Genomic DNA, 13,951 nt, shown 5'->3' with positions numbered 1-13,951 from the left:
ACTCCCACGTGTGACCTTGACCACACGATCGAGGCCATGCTAAGCATGTGCCCAGCAATGCTGAGCACATGCCCAGCGCGGTGACCTTCGAGGAGAGACTGCCCCGTGAGCGCCTTCGAAGACGTCGACTTCTTCACCGACGAATCCCTCGTCGCCGACCCGTACCCCTACTACGAATCGCTCCGCGCCCGGTGCCCGGTGCAGCGCGAGCCGCACCACGGCGCCATGGCCGTGACGGGCTACGAGGCCGCCGTCGAGGTCTATCGCGACCCGGCCGTCTTCTCGTCGGCCAACTGCGTGGTCGGGCCGATGGTCGACCTGCCGTTCGAGCCCGAGGGCGACGACATCGGCGCGCTCATCGAGCAGTACCGCGACCAGTTCCCGATGTTCGAGCACCTGGTCACCTTCGACCCGCCGCAGCACGGCACCCACCGCGCGCTGCTGAAGCGGCTCTTCACGCCGCGCCGGCTGAAGGAGAACGAGGAGTTCATGTGGCGGCTCGCCGACCGCCAGATCGACGAGTTCCACGCCCAGGGCCGCGTCGAGATCATGGCCGAGTACGCCAAGCCGTTCGCGCTCCTGGTCATCGCCGACCTGCTCGGCGTTCCCGAGGACGACCACGAGGCGTTCCGCGTCCACCTCGGCGCCCAGCGGCCCGGCCCGCTCGACGAGGAGTTCACCGGCAACCCGCTGGAGTTCCTCGAGGAGCGCTTCGGCGCCTACATCGAGGAGCGGCGGCGCGAGCCGCGCGGCGACGTCCTGACCTCGCTGGCCTCCGCCACGTTCTCGGACGGGTCGCTGCCCGAGGTCATCGACGTGGTGCGGATCGCGACGTTCATGTTCGCCGCCGGGCAGGACACCACCGCGCGCCTGCTCACCTCGGCCCTGCACATCCTGGCCGAACGCCCCGAGCTGCAACGGCTGCTGCGCGACGACCGCGACCGCATCCCGGCGTTCATCGAGGAGACGCTGCGGATGGAGAGCCCGGTCAAGAGCGACTTCAGGCTGGCCCGCAAGTCGACCACGCTCGGCGGCGTGGACGTCCCGGCGGGCAGCACCGTGATGGTCCTGCCCGGCGCGGTCAACCGCGACCCCGAACGTTTCGAGTGCCCCGAGGAGTTCCGCCTCGACCGCACCAACGTGCGCGACCACATCGCGTTCGGGCGTGGCGCGCACTCCTGCCCCGGCGCGCCGCTCGCCCGCGTCGAGGCGCGCGTCAGCCTGGAGCGGCTGCTCGACCGGCTCGGCGACTTCGAGCTCAGCGAGGCCGAGCACGGCCCGGCGGGCGAGCGCCGTCTGACCTACGAGCCCACCTACATCCTGCGCGGGCTCAACACGCTCCACCTGTCCTACACCCCGCTCGGCTGAGCACCGCGCCCGCGTCACTCCGCCCGGGCCGGCAACGCGCCGCCGGCCCGGGCGGTACCCCGCTCCCCCACCCCCTGCCGCTCCTCCCCGGAGAGCCCGTCCATGGCCGTCCACGTGCCGCCCCACAGCCATGCCCGCGACCGCCCCCGCACCGCGCGTCCCGTCCTGCGCCGCCCCCACCGCACCCTGGTCTCCCTCGGCGAGTTGTTCGCCATCGGGCTGGAGGCGATGCGGCGCACCTGGGACGTGCGCACCTGGTTCTGGGAATTCGTCGACCAGTGCGCGTTCCTCGCCCGCGTCACCACGCTCCCGGTCATCCTCGTCGCCCTGCCGCTCGGCGCGACCGTCGCGCTCCAGGTCGGCGACCTGGCCGGCCAGCTGGGCGCCCAGTCCGCCACCGGCGGCGCCGTCATCGTCGGCCTCGTCCGCGAGGTCGCGCCGATCGCGGCCGCACTGATCATCGCCGGTGCCGGCGGCTCCGCGATGACCTCCGACATGGGCGCCCGCCGCATCCGCGACGAGCTGGACGCCATGGAGGTGATGGGCGTCAACCCGGTCCACCGGCTGGTCACCCCGCGCATGTGGGCGGCCAGCCTGGTCGCCACCATGCTCGCCTCGCTGGTCATCATGTCCGGGGCCGTCGGCGGCTTCGTGTTCAACGTGCTGCTCCAGGGCGTCACGCCGGGCGCCTACTTCGACGGCGCGCTCGGCCTGCTGCGGATCTCGGACCTGGTCGTCACCCTGCTCAAGGCCTGGCTGTTCGGGCTGATCGCCGCGCTGGTGGCCTGCCACGCCGGCATGAACTGCGCGCGGAGCCCGGTCGGGGTCGGCCGGGCCGTCAACCAGGCGACGGTCGTGGCGTTCATGCTCGTCTTCGCCTTCAACTACGTGATCACGACCATCTACTTCCTCGCGTTCCCGCCGGAGGCGTGATGGACCTCAGCGTTCCCCGCGCCGTGTCGACCCGGCTCACCCGGCTCTCGTCGGCGGCCACGGGCCGCACCGCGGACCTGGCGGAGTGGCCGGTGTTCGTCGCCCGGGTCGCGTTCTACTCGGTGCGCGACATCGTGCTGCGGCTGCGGTACGGCAAGGCCGTCGCGCACCAGGTCAGCGACATCGTCATCGGGGTCGGCGCGACCGTGGTCGGCGGCGGCATGGTGTTCGTCATCTTCATCATGTCGCTGTTCCTGGGCACCGAGGTCGGGCTCCAGGCCTACACCGGGCTCGAGGTCATCGGCGCCGAGTCGTTCATGGGGCTGATCGGCGCGTTCATCAACGTCCGCGAGACCACGCCGATCATCGCGGCGATCGCACTGGCCGCGCAGTGTGGCTCCTCGTTCACCGCCGAGCTCGGCGCGATGCGCATCTCCGAGGAGATCGACGCCCTGGAGGTGATGGGGGTCAACTCCTTCGTCTACCTGATCTGCACCCGGGTCGTGGGCGCGCTGATCGCGCTGGTGCCGCTCTACCTGATCGCGCTGTTCGCCAGCTTCTTCGCGACCCGGTTCATCTCCACGTCGTTCTTCAATCTGGCGCCGGGCGTCTACGACTACTACTTCTACCTGTACCTGCCGCCCCGCGACCTGGTCTACAGCGCGATCAAGGTGGCGGTGTTCGCGTTCGCCGTCATCACGATCCACTGCTACTACGGCTACCACGCGACGGGCGGGCCGGCGGGGGTCGGGCGGGCCGCCGGGCGGGCGATCCGGCTGTCGATCGTCACCATCGTCACCCTCAACCTGATCCTCTCGTACGTGTTCTGGGGCCAGGGCGGCACCGTGAGGCTCGCCGGATGAGCCGGGACCTGGGCACGGGACGCCGCGTCGCGATCACGCTGGGCACGGCCGGCGTGCTGGCGGTCGCGGGTCACCTGCTGGTCACCAAGCCGTTCGCGGCGGAGGGGACGCGGCTGACCGCCGACTTCGGCGGCGCGGGCCAGAGCCTCACCACGTCCTCCCCGGTGAAGGTGCGCGGCGTGACCGTCGGCCGGATCAGCGGGATCGAGCTCTCCCCCGGCGGCGGCGCCCGGTTGCGGCTGCGCATCGACGAGCACGTGCGCGTCCCCGACACCGTGGTCGCGTCGCTGGAGCCGGAGTCGGTGTTCGGCCCCAAGTTCCTCAACCTGGTGCCCGGCCCGCACGAGGCCACCGGGCCGTTCCTGCGCGACGGCGCCCACATCACGCGCACCTCCGACAGCCTCGACCTGACCACGCTGCTCGGCGACGCCGACGCGCTGCTCGCCGCGATCGAGCCGCAGGACGTCGCCGTCATCGCCGACGCCCTCGGGCAGGGCCTGGGATCGTCGGGCGCCGAGCTGGCCGGGCTGCTGCGCGGCACCGGCACGCTGGTGGACGTCGCGTACCGGCACCGCGGCCGGGCCCGCACCTTCCTCGCCGACCTCGCCCGGCTCGCCCGCACCCGCGGCGTCGGGACGAACCTCAGCACCACCGCCACCTCGTCCGCCGGGCTGCTCGAGACGCTCACCTCCGGGCAGGGACGCGGGCTGCGCACCGCGCGCGGCGTCACGGAGGTCACGTCCCTGCTGTCGCAGGGCCTCGGCTCGCACGAGGGCGACCTGCGGGCGGCCTTCCGCTCGTTCGAGAACTCCGCCCGCTTCCTGCACCAACAGCTCGCCCTCGCCGGTCCGGGCGTCCGCGCCGTCAACGACCTGCTCTGGGTCTACCCGGCCGTCACCTGGCCACGGGCGCCGCAGGGCAAGCGGATGATCGCCGGCCAGGTTCTCATCCCGGACGACCCGTGCCGGCTCCTCATCGGCATCTGTCCCCAGACCCCCTCCGGAGGCCGCTGAATGGCTTCTTCCCGTTTCCAGGACGTCCAGGTGCGCGGGCGCCGGACGTCCGCCGTCCAGGTGCTGGCGTTCCTCGCGCTGACCGGGACGCTCACCTTCTTCATCACCGCGCAGATCGCGCGGCTCGGGTTCGGCGGCACCTACCGGCTGGTGGCGGTGTTCAACGACGCCAGCGGGCTGCGCGAGGGCGACCGGGTGAAGATCGCGGGCGCGCCGGTGGGGCAGGTCGGCACGATCCGGGTGCGCGGCGGCAAGGCCGAGGTCTCGCTGAAGGTGAGCACCGCGCACCGCGTGCCGCGCGACAGCGAGGCCGCGATCCGCTGGCGCGACGCCATCGGCCAGCGGGTGGTCTACCTGGTGCCCGGCACCCAGGCGGCGATGCTCGGCGACGGCGACCGGGTGGCCCGCACCCGCTCGGTCGTCGACCTGAGCGACCTGGTCAACCGGCTGGAGCCGCTGACCCGCGGGCTGGAGCCCGCCAAGGTCAACCAGATCCTGGTCGCCGTCCACACCGCCCTGGACGGCACCGAGGACGACGCCGCCCGGCTGCTCGCCAACGTCGACGCCCTGTCGTCCACCATCGCCGGGCGCCGCCAGACGCTCACCTCGATGCTGGACGACTTCGCCACCGTCACCACCGTGCTGGCCCGCCGCGACCGGCAGATCGCCACCGCGACCGACGACCTCGCGACGCTGACCAAGGCGTTCGGCGACAACAACGCGCTCGTCGACCGGGCGATCCGCGAGCTGGCGGCCACGCTGCGCACCACCGACCGGGTCGCCGGGGACAACGCCGACGAGCTCGACACGATGATCCGCAGGCTGGCCGCCGTCACGGCCGGGACGCGCCGCAACCTCGGACCGCTCCAGGGGATCATGGAGACCACCGGGCCCAAGCTGCGCGACATGTACCGCATGTTCGACCGGGGCACGTTCGTCACCGGCGCCGCGCCGTGCCTGACGCTCGCGCCGGGTCCGTGCCCGCACGACACGAAGCTCGGCAAGCCGCCCGAGCCCCAGGCGCTCGACCGGTTCGTCGTCGGGGGCGGCTGATGGCGCTCAAGTCGTTCCGCGACCGCGACCCCGCCGTCCTCGGGCTGGCGTCCCTCACGGTCATCGTGGTGGCCCTGGTCGGGGTGTTCCTCACCGGGAGCCAGGGGCTGCTCCAGAACCGCTACACCCTGACCGGCGTCTTCGCCGGAACGGGCGGCCTGCACTCGGGCAACGAGGTCAGGGTGGCCGGCGTCAAGGTCGGCGAGGTCACGGCGGTCGAGCCCGACTTCTCCCAGGGCACGGTCCTCATCACCTGGAAGGTCGACCGCGAGGTGGACCTCGGGCCGCGCACGCGTGCCGAGATCACCACCGCCAACATCCTCGGCGGCCGCTACCTGCGGCTCACCGGCCCGGTCGCGCGCCCCTACCTGGCCGACCTGTCCGGCACGGCGCGCCGGATCCCGCAGGAGCGCACCCGGCTCCCCGTCACCAGCAACGACGTCGTCACCTCGGGCGCCCGCACGCTGCGCGACCTCGACACCAAGATGATCGGCGACGTGATCGACAAGGTCGGCGGCATCTCGCCGCGGACCCGGGCCGACCTCACCAAGGCGCTGAGCGACCTCGCCAGGCTCGCCGACACGCTGCACGACTCCGGGCCGCGGCTGCGCGAGCTGGTCGCCGGCGGTGAACGGCTGCTGACGCTGGCACGCACCAAGGACACCCAGCTGGTCCGGCTCGCCCGCGGCATCCAGGCGCTGCTGGACGAGCTGCGCGACCGGCAGGCCGAGCTGTCGGTCCTGCTGGGCAGCGGCAGCCACACCGTCACCCGCGTCTCCCGGCTCATCGACGCCCAGCAGCGCGGGCTGATCAGCCTGATGGACGACATCGGCGGCACCGTCACCACCCTGAAGCCGCAGCTGGACGACATGAACACCATGCTCGCGTGGCTGGGCCCCTCCCTGAACGCCTTCGCCTCCGCCGGCTCCTACGGCCCGTTCACCGACGCGGTCGCCAGCCAGCTCGGGCCGCTGACGCCCGACGACCTCGCCACGCTGGCCGGCCAGATGGGAGGCCGACGATGAGGCCCTGGCGCGTCCTCACCGCCGCGGCGCTGGTCGCCGCCCTGGCGTTCACCGCCGGCGGCTGCTCGGTCCTCGGCGGGGGCGGCTCGTACCGCATGGTCGTCCATTTCGCCAAGACGCCGGCCCTGTACGAGAAGTCGCGCGTCAAGGTCATGGGCGCGAACGCCGGGGACGTGGCCGACGTGCGGATCGAGGGCCGGCACGTCCGGGTCGAACTGCACGTCGACTCCCGGGTGCCCGTCCCGGCCGACGCGCGCGCCACCATCGCCGCCGAGAGCGCGATCGGCGAACGCGGCGTCGTGCTCTACCCGGCGTGGAAGCCCGGCATGAAGCGGGCCGCGCCCGGCGCCGTGATCCCGGTCGAGCGCACCGACCCGCCGGTCGAGATCGACGAGGTGCTCGGCTCGTTCACCACACTGGCGGAGTCGCTCGACCCCGCCAAGGTGCGCGGGCTGCTCGACACCGGGGCGCAGCTGCTCGGCGGCCGCGGCCAGAGCGTCAACGAGGCGCTGGCGACCACCACCGACCTCGCCGACGGCCTGGCCGCCCAGGACCGGCAGATCGTCTCCGCCGCGACCGGGCTGCGCGACCTGGCCGCGACGCTCAACCGGCACGACGACGGCCTGCGCACGTTCATCGACGCGTTCAACGCCACCAGCTCCCAGCTCGCCGACGAGCGCACCCGGCTGAAGAACCTCCTCGTCGGGCTCACCGCGCTGATCGACAAGGGCCGGATCATCATCACCGCCTACCGCGAGACGTTGCCCTCCACACTCGCCGAGGCCTCGTCGCTGGTGATGACGCTCAAGGCCAACAGCGCCTCGATGGCGCAGGCGATGACCGGCCTGTCCAGGTTCACCGACCTGATCGTGAAGTCCTGGGATCCCAAGACCAAGACCTACGTGGTCCGCGCCCAGCTCAACGCCACGCTCCGCGTCTGGCTGCAGCCGCTCTTCACCCGGATGGGCTGGGGCAAGGTGCCCTGCGTCGACTCCTCCCTCGGCAAGTGCCCCAGGACGATCGAGCGGAAGGGGCCCCGGTGAGACGACTCCTGGCCGTGCTGCTCGCCGCCGTCCTCGCGGCGGGCTGCTCGCTGCAGACGCTCGGCGCCCCCACCGGGCACCTGACCCTGTACGCGGCCTTCGACGACGTGCAGAACCTCGTCCCGGGGCACGGCGTCCAGATGTACGACGTCCGCGTCGGCTCGGTGACCTCGGTCAAGCTGCACGGCTACCGGGCGCGGGTGACCATGTCGCTGACCGACGGCACCCGGGTGCCGTCGGGGACCGCCGCGACGATCGCCAAGACCAGCCTGCTCGGCGAGAACTACGTCCGGCTGACCCCGCCCGCCGGCGCCGTGCCGCGCACCGCGGCCGCGCTCGCCGACGGCGCCGAGATCACCCGGACCGGCGTCCAGCCCGACCTGGAGAGCATCACCGAACGGGTCGGGCCGGTCCTGGCGGCGCTCGGCGGCGAGAACCTCAACGCGACCGTCGACGGCCTGGCGTCCGGGCTCGGCGGCTCGGGCCCGCTGCTCCGCCGGATCATCGAACGGTCCGCCGCGATCTCCGACGACTACGCCGCCGCGGGCGAGGACCTGCGCGACGTGATCGACGGCATGGGCAGGCTCGGCAAGGCCCTCTCCCGCGACACCCGCGCCCTGGACCGGCTGCCCGCCGACCTTCAGGAGATGACGGCCCGGGTCGGCCGCGACCGCGCCGAGCTGAAGCGGGCGCTGACCGGGCTGACCGAGCTCGCCGGCGCGGCCAACGCCACGGTGAAGGAGCGGCACGGCGCCCGGCTCCGGACCATGCTGCTGCGGCTCGACGAGGTCCTCGGCGCGATGTTGCGCGGCAAGGACGAGCTGAAGAAGATGACCCGCGACATGCTCTCCAAGCTCATGAGCGCGCCGCGCATCACCCACGAGGGCCAGACCCTGGCGTACGTGTGGCTCGCCGGGCTCCTGCCCGAGCCCAGGGAGCCGGCGTCTCGCCCCGACCTCGACCGGCAGCTCAAGCGGCTGCTGGCGCCGAAGTAAGGGGTGGCGATGAAACCGCGCATCCTGCTCAACCTCGGCGTCTTCGCCGTCATCGCCGTCGTCATGACGGCGTGGGCGGCGCTGACGTTGTTCCCGCTCCGCCTCGGCGAGGAGCCGATCCGGGTCGAGGCCGAGTTCGCCTCCTCCCCCGGCCTGCGCCCCGGCCTGGAGGTCGACTACCTGGGCGTGCCGATCGGGCAGGTCGCCTCCGTCCGGCTGCGCCCGGGCAAGGTCGCGGTCACCCTCGAGCTGAACGAGGGCACCGAGGTCCCCGGCTCCGTGACCGCCCAGGTCCTCCGCAAATCGGCGGTCGGCGAGCCCTACGTGGAGCTGAACTCGCCGCCCGCCTCGCCCGCCCGGCCCGCGCTCGCCGACGGCGACGTCATCCCGCTGGCGCGGACCAAGGCCACCGTCGAGTACCAGCGGCTGTTCGGCAGCGCCGGGCGCATGTTGCGCGCGGCCGACCCCGACGACCTCAGGACCGTCACCCGCGAGCTGGCCGCCGGCCTCAACGGCAGGGGCCAGGACATCCGCGACGCCCTCGCCGACCTCGACCAGGTCACCACCACGGTGGCGGCGCAGTCGGGGGTGCTCGACGCCCTGGCCGTCCAGCTGACGACGCTCGCCGGCACGGTCTCGGACAAGCGGGCGGAGATCGCTTCGGGGGTCAACGACCTGGCGGCGTTCACCGCCACGCTCAACCAGTCCCGCCGCGACATCGACAAGCTCCTCAACGACGCACCGGGGTTCCTGGAGCAGACGAACGCCCTGCTCAGCGAGTCACGTCCCGGCATGCGCTGCGTTCTCACCGCCCTGGGCATGCCGTCCGCGCCGGTGTTCACCGAGCGCAACTCCGCGGCCAACCTGCACTCCCTGGACCGGCTGACCACCTGGTTCCCCCAGGTCGTCGATGACGTCGTCACCACCCGCCCGGAAGGCTCGTTCATCCGGCTCAAGGTCGTCATCAGCGTGGCGGGCCCGTACCCGAACGCCGAGGAGTACCCGCGGCGCGCGCCGGACGCCAAGATCCCGCCGCTCTACCGCTGCCGTGACACCACCACCGCCGCGGGCGCGCCCCGCACCCCCGGCACGCTCTCGCCCGCACCGTCCCAGCCGGGGCGGAACAGGACCGACCAGGTCTTCCAGACCGTCTCCGCCGAGCCGATCCGGCAGACCGGCGGGCACGGCCCGGCGGGCCGCTGGCTGCCCCTCCTCCCGGTGGGGGCCGCCGCCGCGGTCCTGCTCGTCATCACCGCCAACACCGTCCGCAGAGTGCGTTCCCTGCCCAAGCGGAGGAGCTGAACATGACCGCGAAGACCACCGGCAAGCTCGACGAGGAGCACGACGCCACGGAGGAGACCTCCGCCGAGGCGGCCGAGGTGGAGACCTCCGCCGAGGCGGCCGAGGCGGAGGCCCCCGGCGAGACGGCCGAGGTGGAAGCCCCCGGCGAGACGGCCGAGGAGGCGGGCGGCACGGAGAGGAAGGCCGTCCCGAGAAAGGCCGTCCCGAGAAAGGCCGTCCCGAAAAAGGCGGGTCCGAAGAAGGCGGGTCCGAAGAAGGCGGATAGGAAGACGGCGGATGCGGAGACGGCGCGGGGCGATTCGCCCAAGCGGCGGGTCCGCGTCGCGGCCTCCCCGAGGCTGGTCGCCGCCGTGGCCGCCCTGGTCTTCGTCACCGCCGTGACGACGGCGGTGATCCAGTGGCGCGAGGCCGGGCGGCTGGCCGGCAGGGACCGTACCGAGCAGCAGGTCAGGGACCGCTCCGCCGAGTTCGCCCGCGCCCTGCTCGCGTACCGGCACGCCGACCTCCCCGGGGCGCGCGCGAACATCCGCGCCCTGGCGTCCGCAGACTTCGGCCGCCAGTACGAGACGGCGTTCAACGGTCTCGCCGAGGTCATCACCAAGTACAAGGCCGACGCCACCGCCACCGTGCGCGAGACCTACCTCAACGCCTTCGACGGCCAGCGCGCCAAGACCCTGGTCATCCTGGACAGCGAGGTCAAGAGCACCATGGGCGTGCGCCGCGTCCTCGGCACCAAGCTCCTGCTGGAGCTCGTCCAGGAGAAGGGCGCGTGGCGGGTCAACGGCATGACGTCGCTGCCCGCCGACGACGAGACGCTCACCAAGCCGGACGGGACCGTCGAGAAGCCCCAGCAGGGCACCACGCCGCAGCGGCCGAACCCCTGATCACAGCCGGGTCGCCGCGGCCAGGTCGGCCGCGGCGGCCGCCGTCCTCAGGACGACGTCGCCGAAGTGCGCCATCGCCGGGTTGTCCGCCTGCCCGTTGACGTGGCGGGCGTACCCGCCCTCGAGCACGACCGCCATCTTGAACCTGGCGAGGATGAGGTAGTAGTCGAGCTCGCCCACGTCACGCCCGCTGACCTCGGCGTAACGCGCGGCCAGGTCCGCGCGGTCCGGCATGCCGCCGTAGTCGACGTACCCGGTGACCGAACGGTCCTCGTCGGCGTCCGGCCAGTTCATGAGGACCCACGCCAGGTCGAGCAGCGGATCCCCGATCGTGGCCATCTCGAAGTCCACCAGCGCCGCCAGCCGGGCCGGGGCGCCGTGCCGGAACATCACGTTCGCGAACTGGTAGTCGCCGTGCATGATGCCCGGCTCCCACCGGCTCGGCCGGTGGCCGCGCAGCCACGCCGCCGCCGCGTCCAGGCCCGGGATCTCCCGGAACCGGAACTTCTCCAGGTGCGACGACCAGCGGTCGACCTGCCGGTCGTGGAAACCGTCGGGCCGGCCGAAGCCTTCCAGGCCCCGCGCCCGCCAGTCGACCGAGGCCAGCCGGGCGATCCCCTCCACGAGCTGGTGGGCGAGCCCCGGGCGCAGGGAGAGATCGCTCCGGAACGGTTCGGGCCAGCCGCCGTCGTTCAGCGGCGACCAGCCGTCCACGTGGTCCATCAGGTAGAAGCAGCAGCCGATCACGTCGGTGTCGTCGCAGGCGGCGATGGCCTCCGGATGCGGCACGTCGGTGCCGTTGAGCGCGCTGAGCACGCGGAACTCGCGCAGCATGGTCTCGTTGCGGCCGGGCGGGATCCGCCGCGGCGGCCTGCGCAGGACCATGCGCCTGCCGCCGCGCCGGATCTCGTGGATCTCGTTGGAGGCGCCGCCGGTGATGAGGGACGTCTCCAGCGGCTCGCCGGGGGCGATGCCCCGCGCGTCCATCCAGCGGGCGAGGGAAGCCGTGTTCACGCCGCCGTCCACGCCCGTCTCCATGCCCTCTTCACCGGGCATGCCGGCTCAGCCGTCGAACCGGAAGATGCGCCGGGCGTTCAGTTCGACGATCTTGCGCGCCTCGTCGTCGGGGACGTCCGCGAGCGCCTCGCCCAGCACCTTGCGGGTGTGCGGCCACTGGCAGTCCGAGTGCGGGTAGTCGGACTCGAAGAGGATCTGGTCGACGCCGATGCGGTGCCGTGCCTCGATGCCGGTGCCGTCGGAGATGAAGCAGCCGAAGATGCGGTCGCGGAACAGCTCGGACGGCGGTATGTCCAGGTCTCCCCCGGCCCAGTACTTCTGCCGGCTCCAGGAGTAGTCGGAACGTTCGAGCAGGTAGGGCATCCAGCCGATGCCGCCCTCCGACAGCACGAACTTGAGGGTCGGGAACTTGTGGAACACGGGCGAGAAGATCAGGTCGGCCATCGCCATCATCGAGTTGATCCCGAAGAGCGCGATGGTGATGAGCATGCCGCCGTCCGGCGCGGTGCCGCCGGGTGCGCCGCCGGACCCGAAGTGCATCGAGATCGGCAGTTCGGCCTCCTCGCACACCCGCAGCAGCGGGTCCCAGTGGTCGGTGTGGAACGAGGGCAGGCCCCACCGGTGCGGCGCCTCGACGAGGCTGACCGACCGCGCGCCCTTGGCCGCGGTCCGCTCGACCTCCTTGACGGCCGCCTCGATGTCCCAGAACGGGACCATCACCAGCGGGATCTGGCGCTCGGGCGCGTAGGCGCACCACTCGTCGAGGATGAAGTCGTTGTGGGCCCGGACGCAGGCCGCCGAGAGCTCCTTGTCCTCGCCCTGGAAGAAGATCTCTCCCGCGAAGCCGCCCATGTTCGGGAAGCACAGCTGCGCCCAGACGCCCTCGACGTCCATGTCCTTGATGCGCTCGGCGATGTCGTAGCAGCCGGGCCGCATGTCGTCGTAGCTCATGGGGTCGCGGCCGAACTCGCTCGGGTGCTTGCCGGCCACCGCGTTGAGCGCGAAGTTGCCCTTGCGCATGCTCTCGTAGACCCAGCTCTCGCCGCCCCCCGGCAGCGGTTCGACACGCGGCGCGACGTCGGCGAACTTGGCGGGGAGCCGGTCGAGCCAGACCCGCTTGTGCTCGATCACGTGATCGTCGACAGAGATGATCTTTGCGTCGGGGGGCAACATCCGAACCTCCATCCACCGGGCACACTGCGCCGCGCACCCTCGCTTACACCTGACGAGAATATCATTCTCGCTACGAGGAAGTAATAGTCTCATCGGGTGCGGGCGAAGGGCGCCCCCGGAGACCCGGAGGCGCCCTGGCGGCCGGCGGGCTAGCCGGCGGCGTGCTCGGTGCGGGCGATGACGGCCGTGTCGGGGTTGTCGGTGACCATGGCGTCGACGCCGGCGTCGAGGAAACGTCCGTACTCGTCGAGCGCCCGGCCGTAGTCGGTGGGCACGGCGCCGTTGCGCAGGTCCGTGGGCAGGAACTGGTTCTCGTTGCGGAAGGTGTAGGGACCGATCTTGAGGCGCGCCGCGTGCGCGTCGTTCACCAGCGCGGTCGGCGCCCCCATCGAGCCGTCCGCCCTGAGCGCGATCACCAGCGACTTGTCCGGGCCGATCCAGTCGGCGTAGCGGGAGATCTCCCGCAGGCCGGCCGGCTTGACCATGTCGGCGTAGGTCGGGCCGGTGCCGTTGGCGACGGTGTCGTACGGGGCGCCGGAGGTGCCGATGGCCTGCCAGACCGGAACGCGCAGCGCCTTGCCGAGCGCGTGCAGGCTGGTCGGCTCGAACGACTGCACGATGACGCGGCCGTCCGGGCGGTCGAGGCCGTTGCGCTTGACCGTGGCGATGAGCGCGGGCTCCAGCGGCAGCCCGATCGACCGGAAGTAGGTCGGGTGCTTGGTCTCGGGGAAGACGCCGACACGGCGGCCGTGCTCCCGGCTCAGCCGCCCGGCCAGGTCGATGATCTCCTGGAACGTCAGCACCTGGTAGCGGCCGTCGTAGAGCGTGTTGCGCTGCCGCACGGCGGGGAGCCGTTCGACGGCGCGCAGGGTCTTCAGCTCGGCGAGCGTGAAGTCCTCGGTGAACCATCCGGTCACCGACCGGCCGTCGATCGTCTTGGTGGTCTTCCTGGCGGCGAACTCCGGGCGGCCGGCCACGTCGGTGGTGCCGCCGATCTCGTTCTCGTGCCGCGACACCAGCTGCCCGTCCTTGGTGGGCACCAGGTCGGGCTCGATGTAGTCGGCGCCGAGCCGGACGGCGAGCTCGTACGAGGCGGCGGTGTGCTCGGGGCGGTAGCCGGCCGAGCCCCGGTGCCCGATGACGATCGGCCCGCGGGCCTGCGCCCCCTCGGGTGCCGCCTGGGCTGATCCCACGGCGAACAGGAGCGGGAGCAGGAGCGCGGAGAACGCCACGAGCGCTGCCTTGCGGCGTCCCCGGGAGTCAGGGGTGACCATCTGGGTTC

The 13,951-nt window shown here is 72.2% G+C and carries 13 protein-coding genes; 10 read left to right on the top strand and 3 right to left on the bottom strand.

Translation table 11 applies throughout. The features are described 5' to 3' along the window. The first annotated feature begins 105 nt into the window (after positions 1-105). The 10 genes from ABZ810_RS23520 (at position 106) to ABZ810_RS23475 (ending at position 10,479) form a co-directional block, all read left to right on the top strand. Entirely contained in the window at positions 106-1,368 is a 1,263-nt protein-coding gene (locus ABZ810_RS23520) for a cytochrome P450 (RefSeq protein ID WP_358406408.1), read from the top strand. A 228-nt stretch (positions 1,369-1,596) separates the two neighbouring features. After that, positions 1,597-2,301 carry an ABC transporter permease gene (locus ABZ810_RS23515; protein WP_358407052.1) on the top strand — a complete coding sequence of 235 codons (705 nt, stop codon included), beginning with the start codon at positions 1,597-1,599 and terminating at the stop codon, positions 2,299-2,301. After that, positions 2,301-3,164: an ABC transporter permease gene (locus tag ABZ810_RS23510; protein ID WP_358406407.1), complete on the top strand. Its 864-nt coding sequence runs from the start codon at positions 2,301-2,303 to the stop codon at positions 3,162-3,164. The genes ABZ810_RS23515 and ABZ810_RS23510 overlap by 1 nt, the downstream gene beginning before the upstream one ends. Then, entirely contained in the window at positions 3,161-4,177 is a 1,017-nt protein-coding gene (locus ABZ810_RS23505; protein ID WP_358406406.1) for an MlaD family protein, read from the top strand. The genes ABZ810_RS23510 and ABZ810_RS23505 overlap by 4 nt, the downstream gene beginning before the upstream one ends. After that, positions 4,178-5,230 carry an MCE family protein gene (locus tag ABZ810_RS23500; RefSeq protein ID WP_358406405.1) on the top strand — a complete coding sequence of 351 codons (1,053 nt, stop codon included), beginning with the start codon at positions 4,178-4,180 and terminating at the stop codon, positions 5,228-5,230. Next, positions 5,230-6,255, top strand: a complete 1,026-nt coding sequence (locus ABZ810_RS23495; protein WP_358406403.1) for an MlaD family protein — start codon at positions 5,230-5,232, stop codon at positions 6,253-6,255. Before ABZ810_RS23500 ends, ABZ810_RS23495 begins: the two co-directional genes overlap by 1 nt. Further along, positions 6,252-7,298, top strand: a complete 1,047-nt coding sequence (locus ABZ810_RS23490) for an MCE family protein (protein ID WP_358406401.1) — start codon at positions 6,252-6,254, stop codon at positions 7,296-7,298. Before ABZ810_RS23495 ends, ABZ810_RS23490 begins: the two co-directional genes overlap by 4 nt. Further along, entirely contained in the window at positions 7,295-8,293 is a 999-nt protein-coding gene (locus ABZ810_RS23485; protein WP_358406398.1) for an MCE family protein, read from the top strand. The genes ABZ810_RS23490 and ABZ810_RS23485 overlap by 4 nt, the downstream gene beginning before the upstream one ends. A 9-nt stretch (positions 8,294-8,302) precedes the next feature. Beyond that, complete coding sequence (locus ABZ810_RS23480; protein ID WP_358406396.1) at positions 8,303-9,595, top strand: MCE family protein; 1,293 nt, start codon at positions 8,303-8,305, stop codon at positions 9,593-9,595. Positions 9,596-9,597: 2 nt separating this feature from the next. Beyond that, positions 9,598-10,479 carry a hypothetical protein gene (locus tag ABZ810_RS23475; protein ID WP_358406395.1) on the top strand — a complete coding sequence of 294 codons (882 nt, stop codon included), beginning with the start codon at positions 9,598-9,600 and terminating at the stop codon, positions 10,477-10,479. Here ABZ810_RS23475 and ABZ810_RS23470 read toward each other — a convergent pair whose 3' ends face one another. The 3 genes from ABZ810_RS23470 to ABZ810_RS23460 form a co-directional block, all read right to left on the bottom strand. Next, positions 10,480-11,535 carry a phosphotransferase family protein gene (locus ABZ810_RS23470; RefSeq protein WP_358406393.1) on the bottom strand — a complete coding sequence of 352 codons (1,056 nt, stop codon included), beginning with the start codon at positions 11,533-11,535 and terminating at the stop codon, positions 10,480-10,482. It abuts the gene before it with no gap. A gap of 6 nt (positions 11,536-11,541) precedes the next feature. Further along, entirely contained in the window at positions 11,542-12,669 is a 1,128-nt protein-coding gene (locus ABZ810_RS23465) for an amidohydrolase family protein (RefSeq protein ID WP_358406390.1), read from the bottom strand. A 149-nt stretch (positions 12,670-12,818) separates the two neighbouring features. Beyond that, positions 12,819-13,943 carry a glycerophosphodiester phosphodiesterase gene (locus tag ABZ810_RS23460; protein WP_358406389.1) on the bottom strand — a complete coding sequence of 375 codons (1,125 nt, stop codon included), beginning with the start codon at positions 13,941-13,943 and terminating at the stop codon, positions 12,819-12,821. Positions 13,944-13,951 lie beyond the last annotated feature (8 nt).

This window comes from Spirillospora sp. NPDC047279 (genome assembly GCF_040643285.1).
In the GTDB taxonomy this organism is placed as follows: Bacteria; Actinomycetota; Actinomycetes; order Streptosporangiales; family Streptosporangiaceae; genus Spirillospora.
The sequence above is the reverse complement of the archived record's forward strand: the minus strand, read 5'-3'. Positions and strand labels throughout refer to the sequence as shown.

Bases quoted from the DNA above. Each gene is read 5' to 3' on its own strand.
- ABZ810_RS23515 (WP_358407052.1), top strand. From the start codon at position 1,597: ATGCGGCGCACCTGGGACGTGCGCACCTGGTTCTGGGAATTCGTCGAC.
- ABZ810_RS23510 (WP_358406407.1), top strand. From the start codon at position 2,301: ATGGACCTCAGCGTTCCCCGCGCCGTGTCGACCCGGCTCACCCGGCTC.
- ABZ810_RS23505 (WP_358406406.1), top strand. From the start codon at position 3,161: ATGAGCCGGGACCTGGGCACGGGACGCCGCGTCGCGATCACGCTGGGC.
- ABZ810_RS23500 (WP_358406405.1), top strand. From the start codon at position 4,178: ATGGCTTCTTCCCGTTTCCAGGACGTCCAGGTGCGCGGGCGCCGGACG.
- ABZ810_RS23495 (WP_358406403.1), top strand. From the start codon at position 5,230: ATGGCGCTCAAGTCGTTCCGCGACCGCGACCCCGCCGTCCTCGGGCTG.
- ABZ810_RS23490 (WP_358406401.1), top strand. From the start codon at position 6,252: ATGAGGCCCTGGCGCGTCCTCACCGCCGCGGCGCTGGTCGCCGCCCTG.
- ABZ810_RS23480 (WP_358406396.1), top strand. From the start codon at position 8,303: ATGAAACCGCGCATCCTGCTCAACCTCGGCGTCTTCGCCGTCATCGCC.
- ABZ810_RS23475 (WP_358406395.1), top strand. From the start codon at position 9,598: ATGACCGCGAAGACCACCGGCAAGCTCGACGAGGAGCACGACGCCACG.
- ABZ810_RS23470 (WP_358406393.1), bottom strand. From the start codon at position 11,535: ATGCCCGGTGAAGAGGGCATGGAGACGGGCGTGGACGGCGGCGTGAAC.
- ABZ810_RS23465 (WP_358406390.1), bottom strand. From the start codon at position 12,669: ATGTTGCCCCCCGACGCAAAGATCATCTCTGTCGACGATCACGTGATC.
- ABZ810_RS23460 (WP_358406389.1), bottom strand. From the start codon at position 13,943: ATGGTCACCCCTGACTCCCGGGGACGCCGCAAGGCAGCGCTCGTGGCG.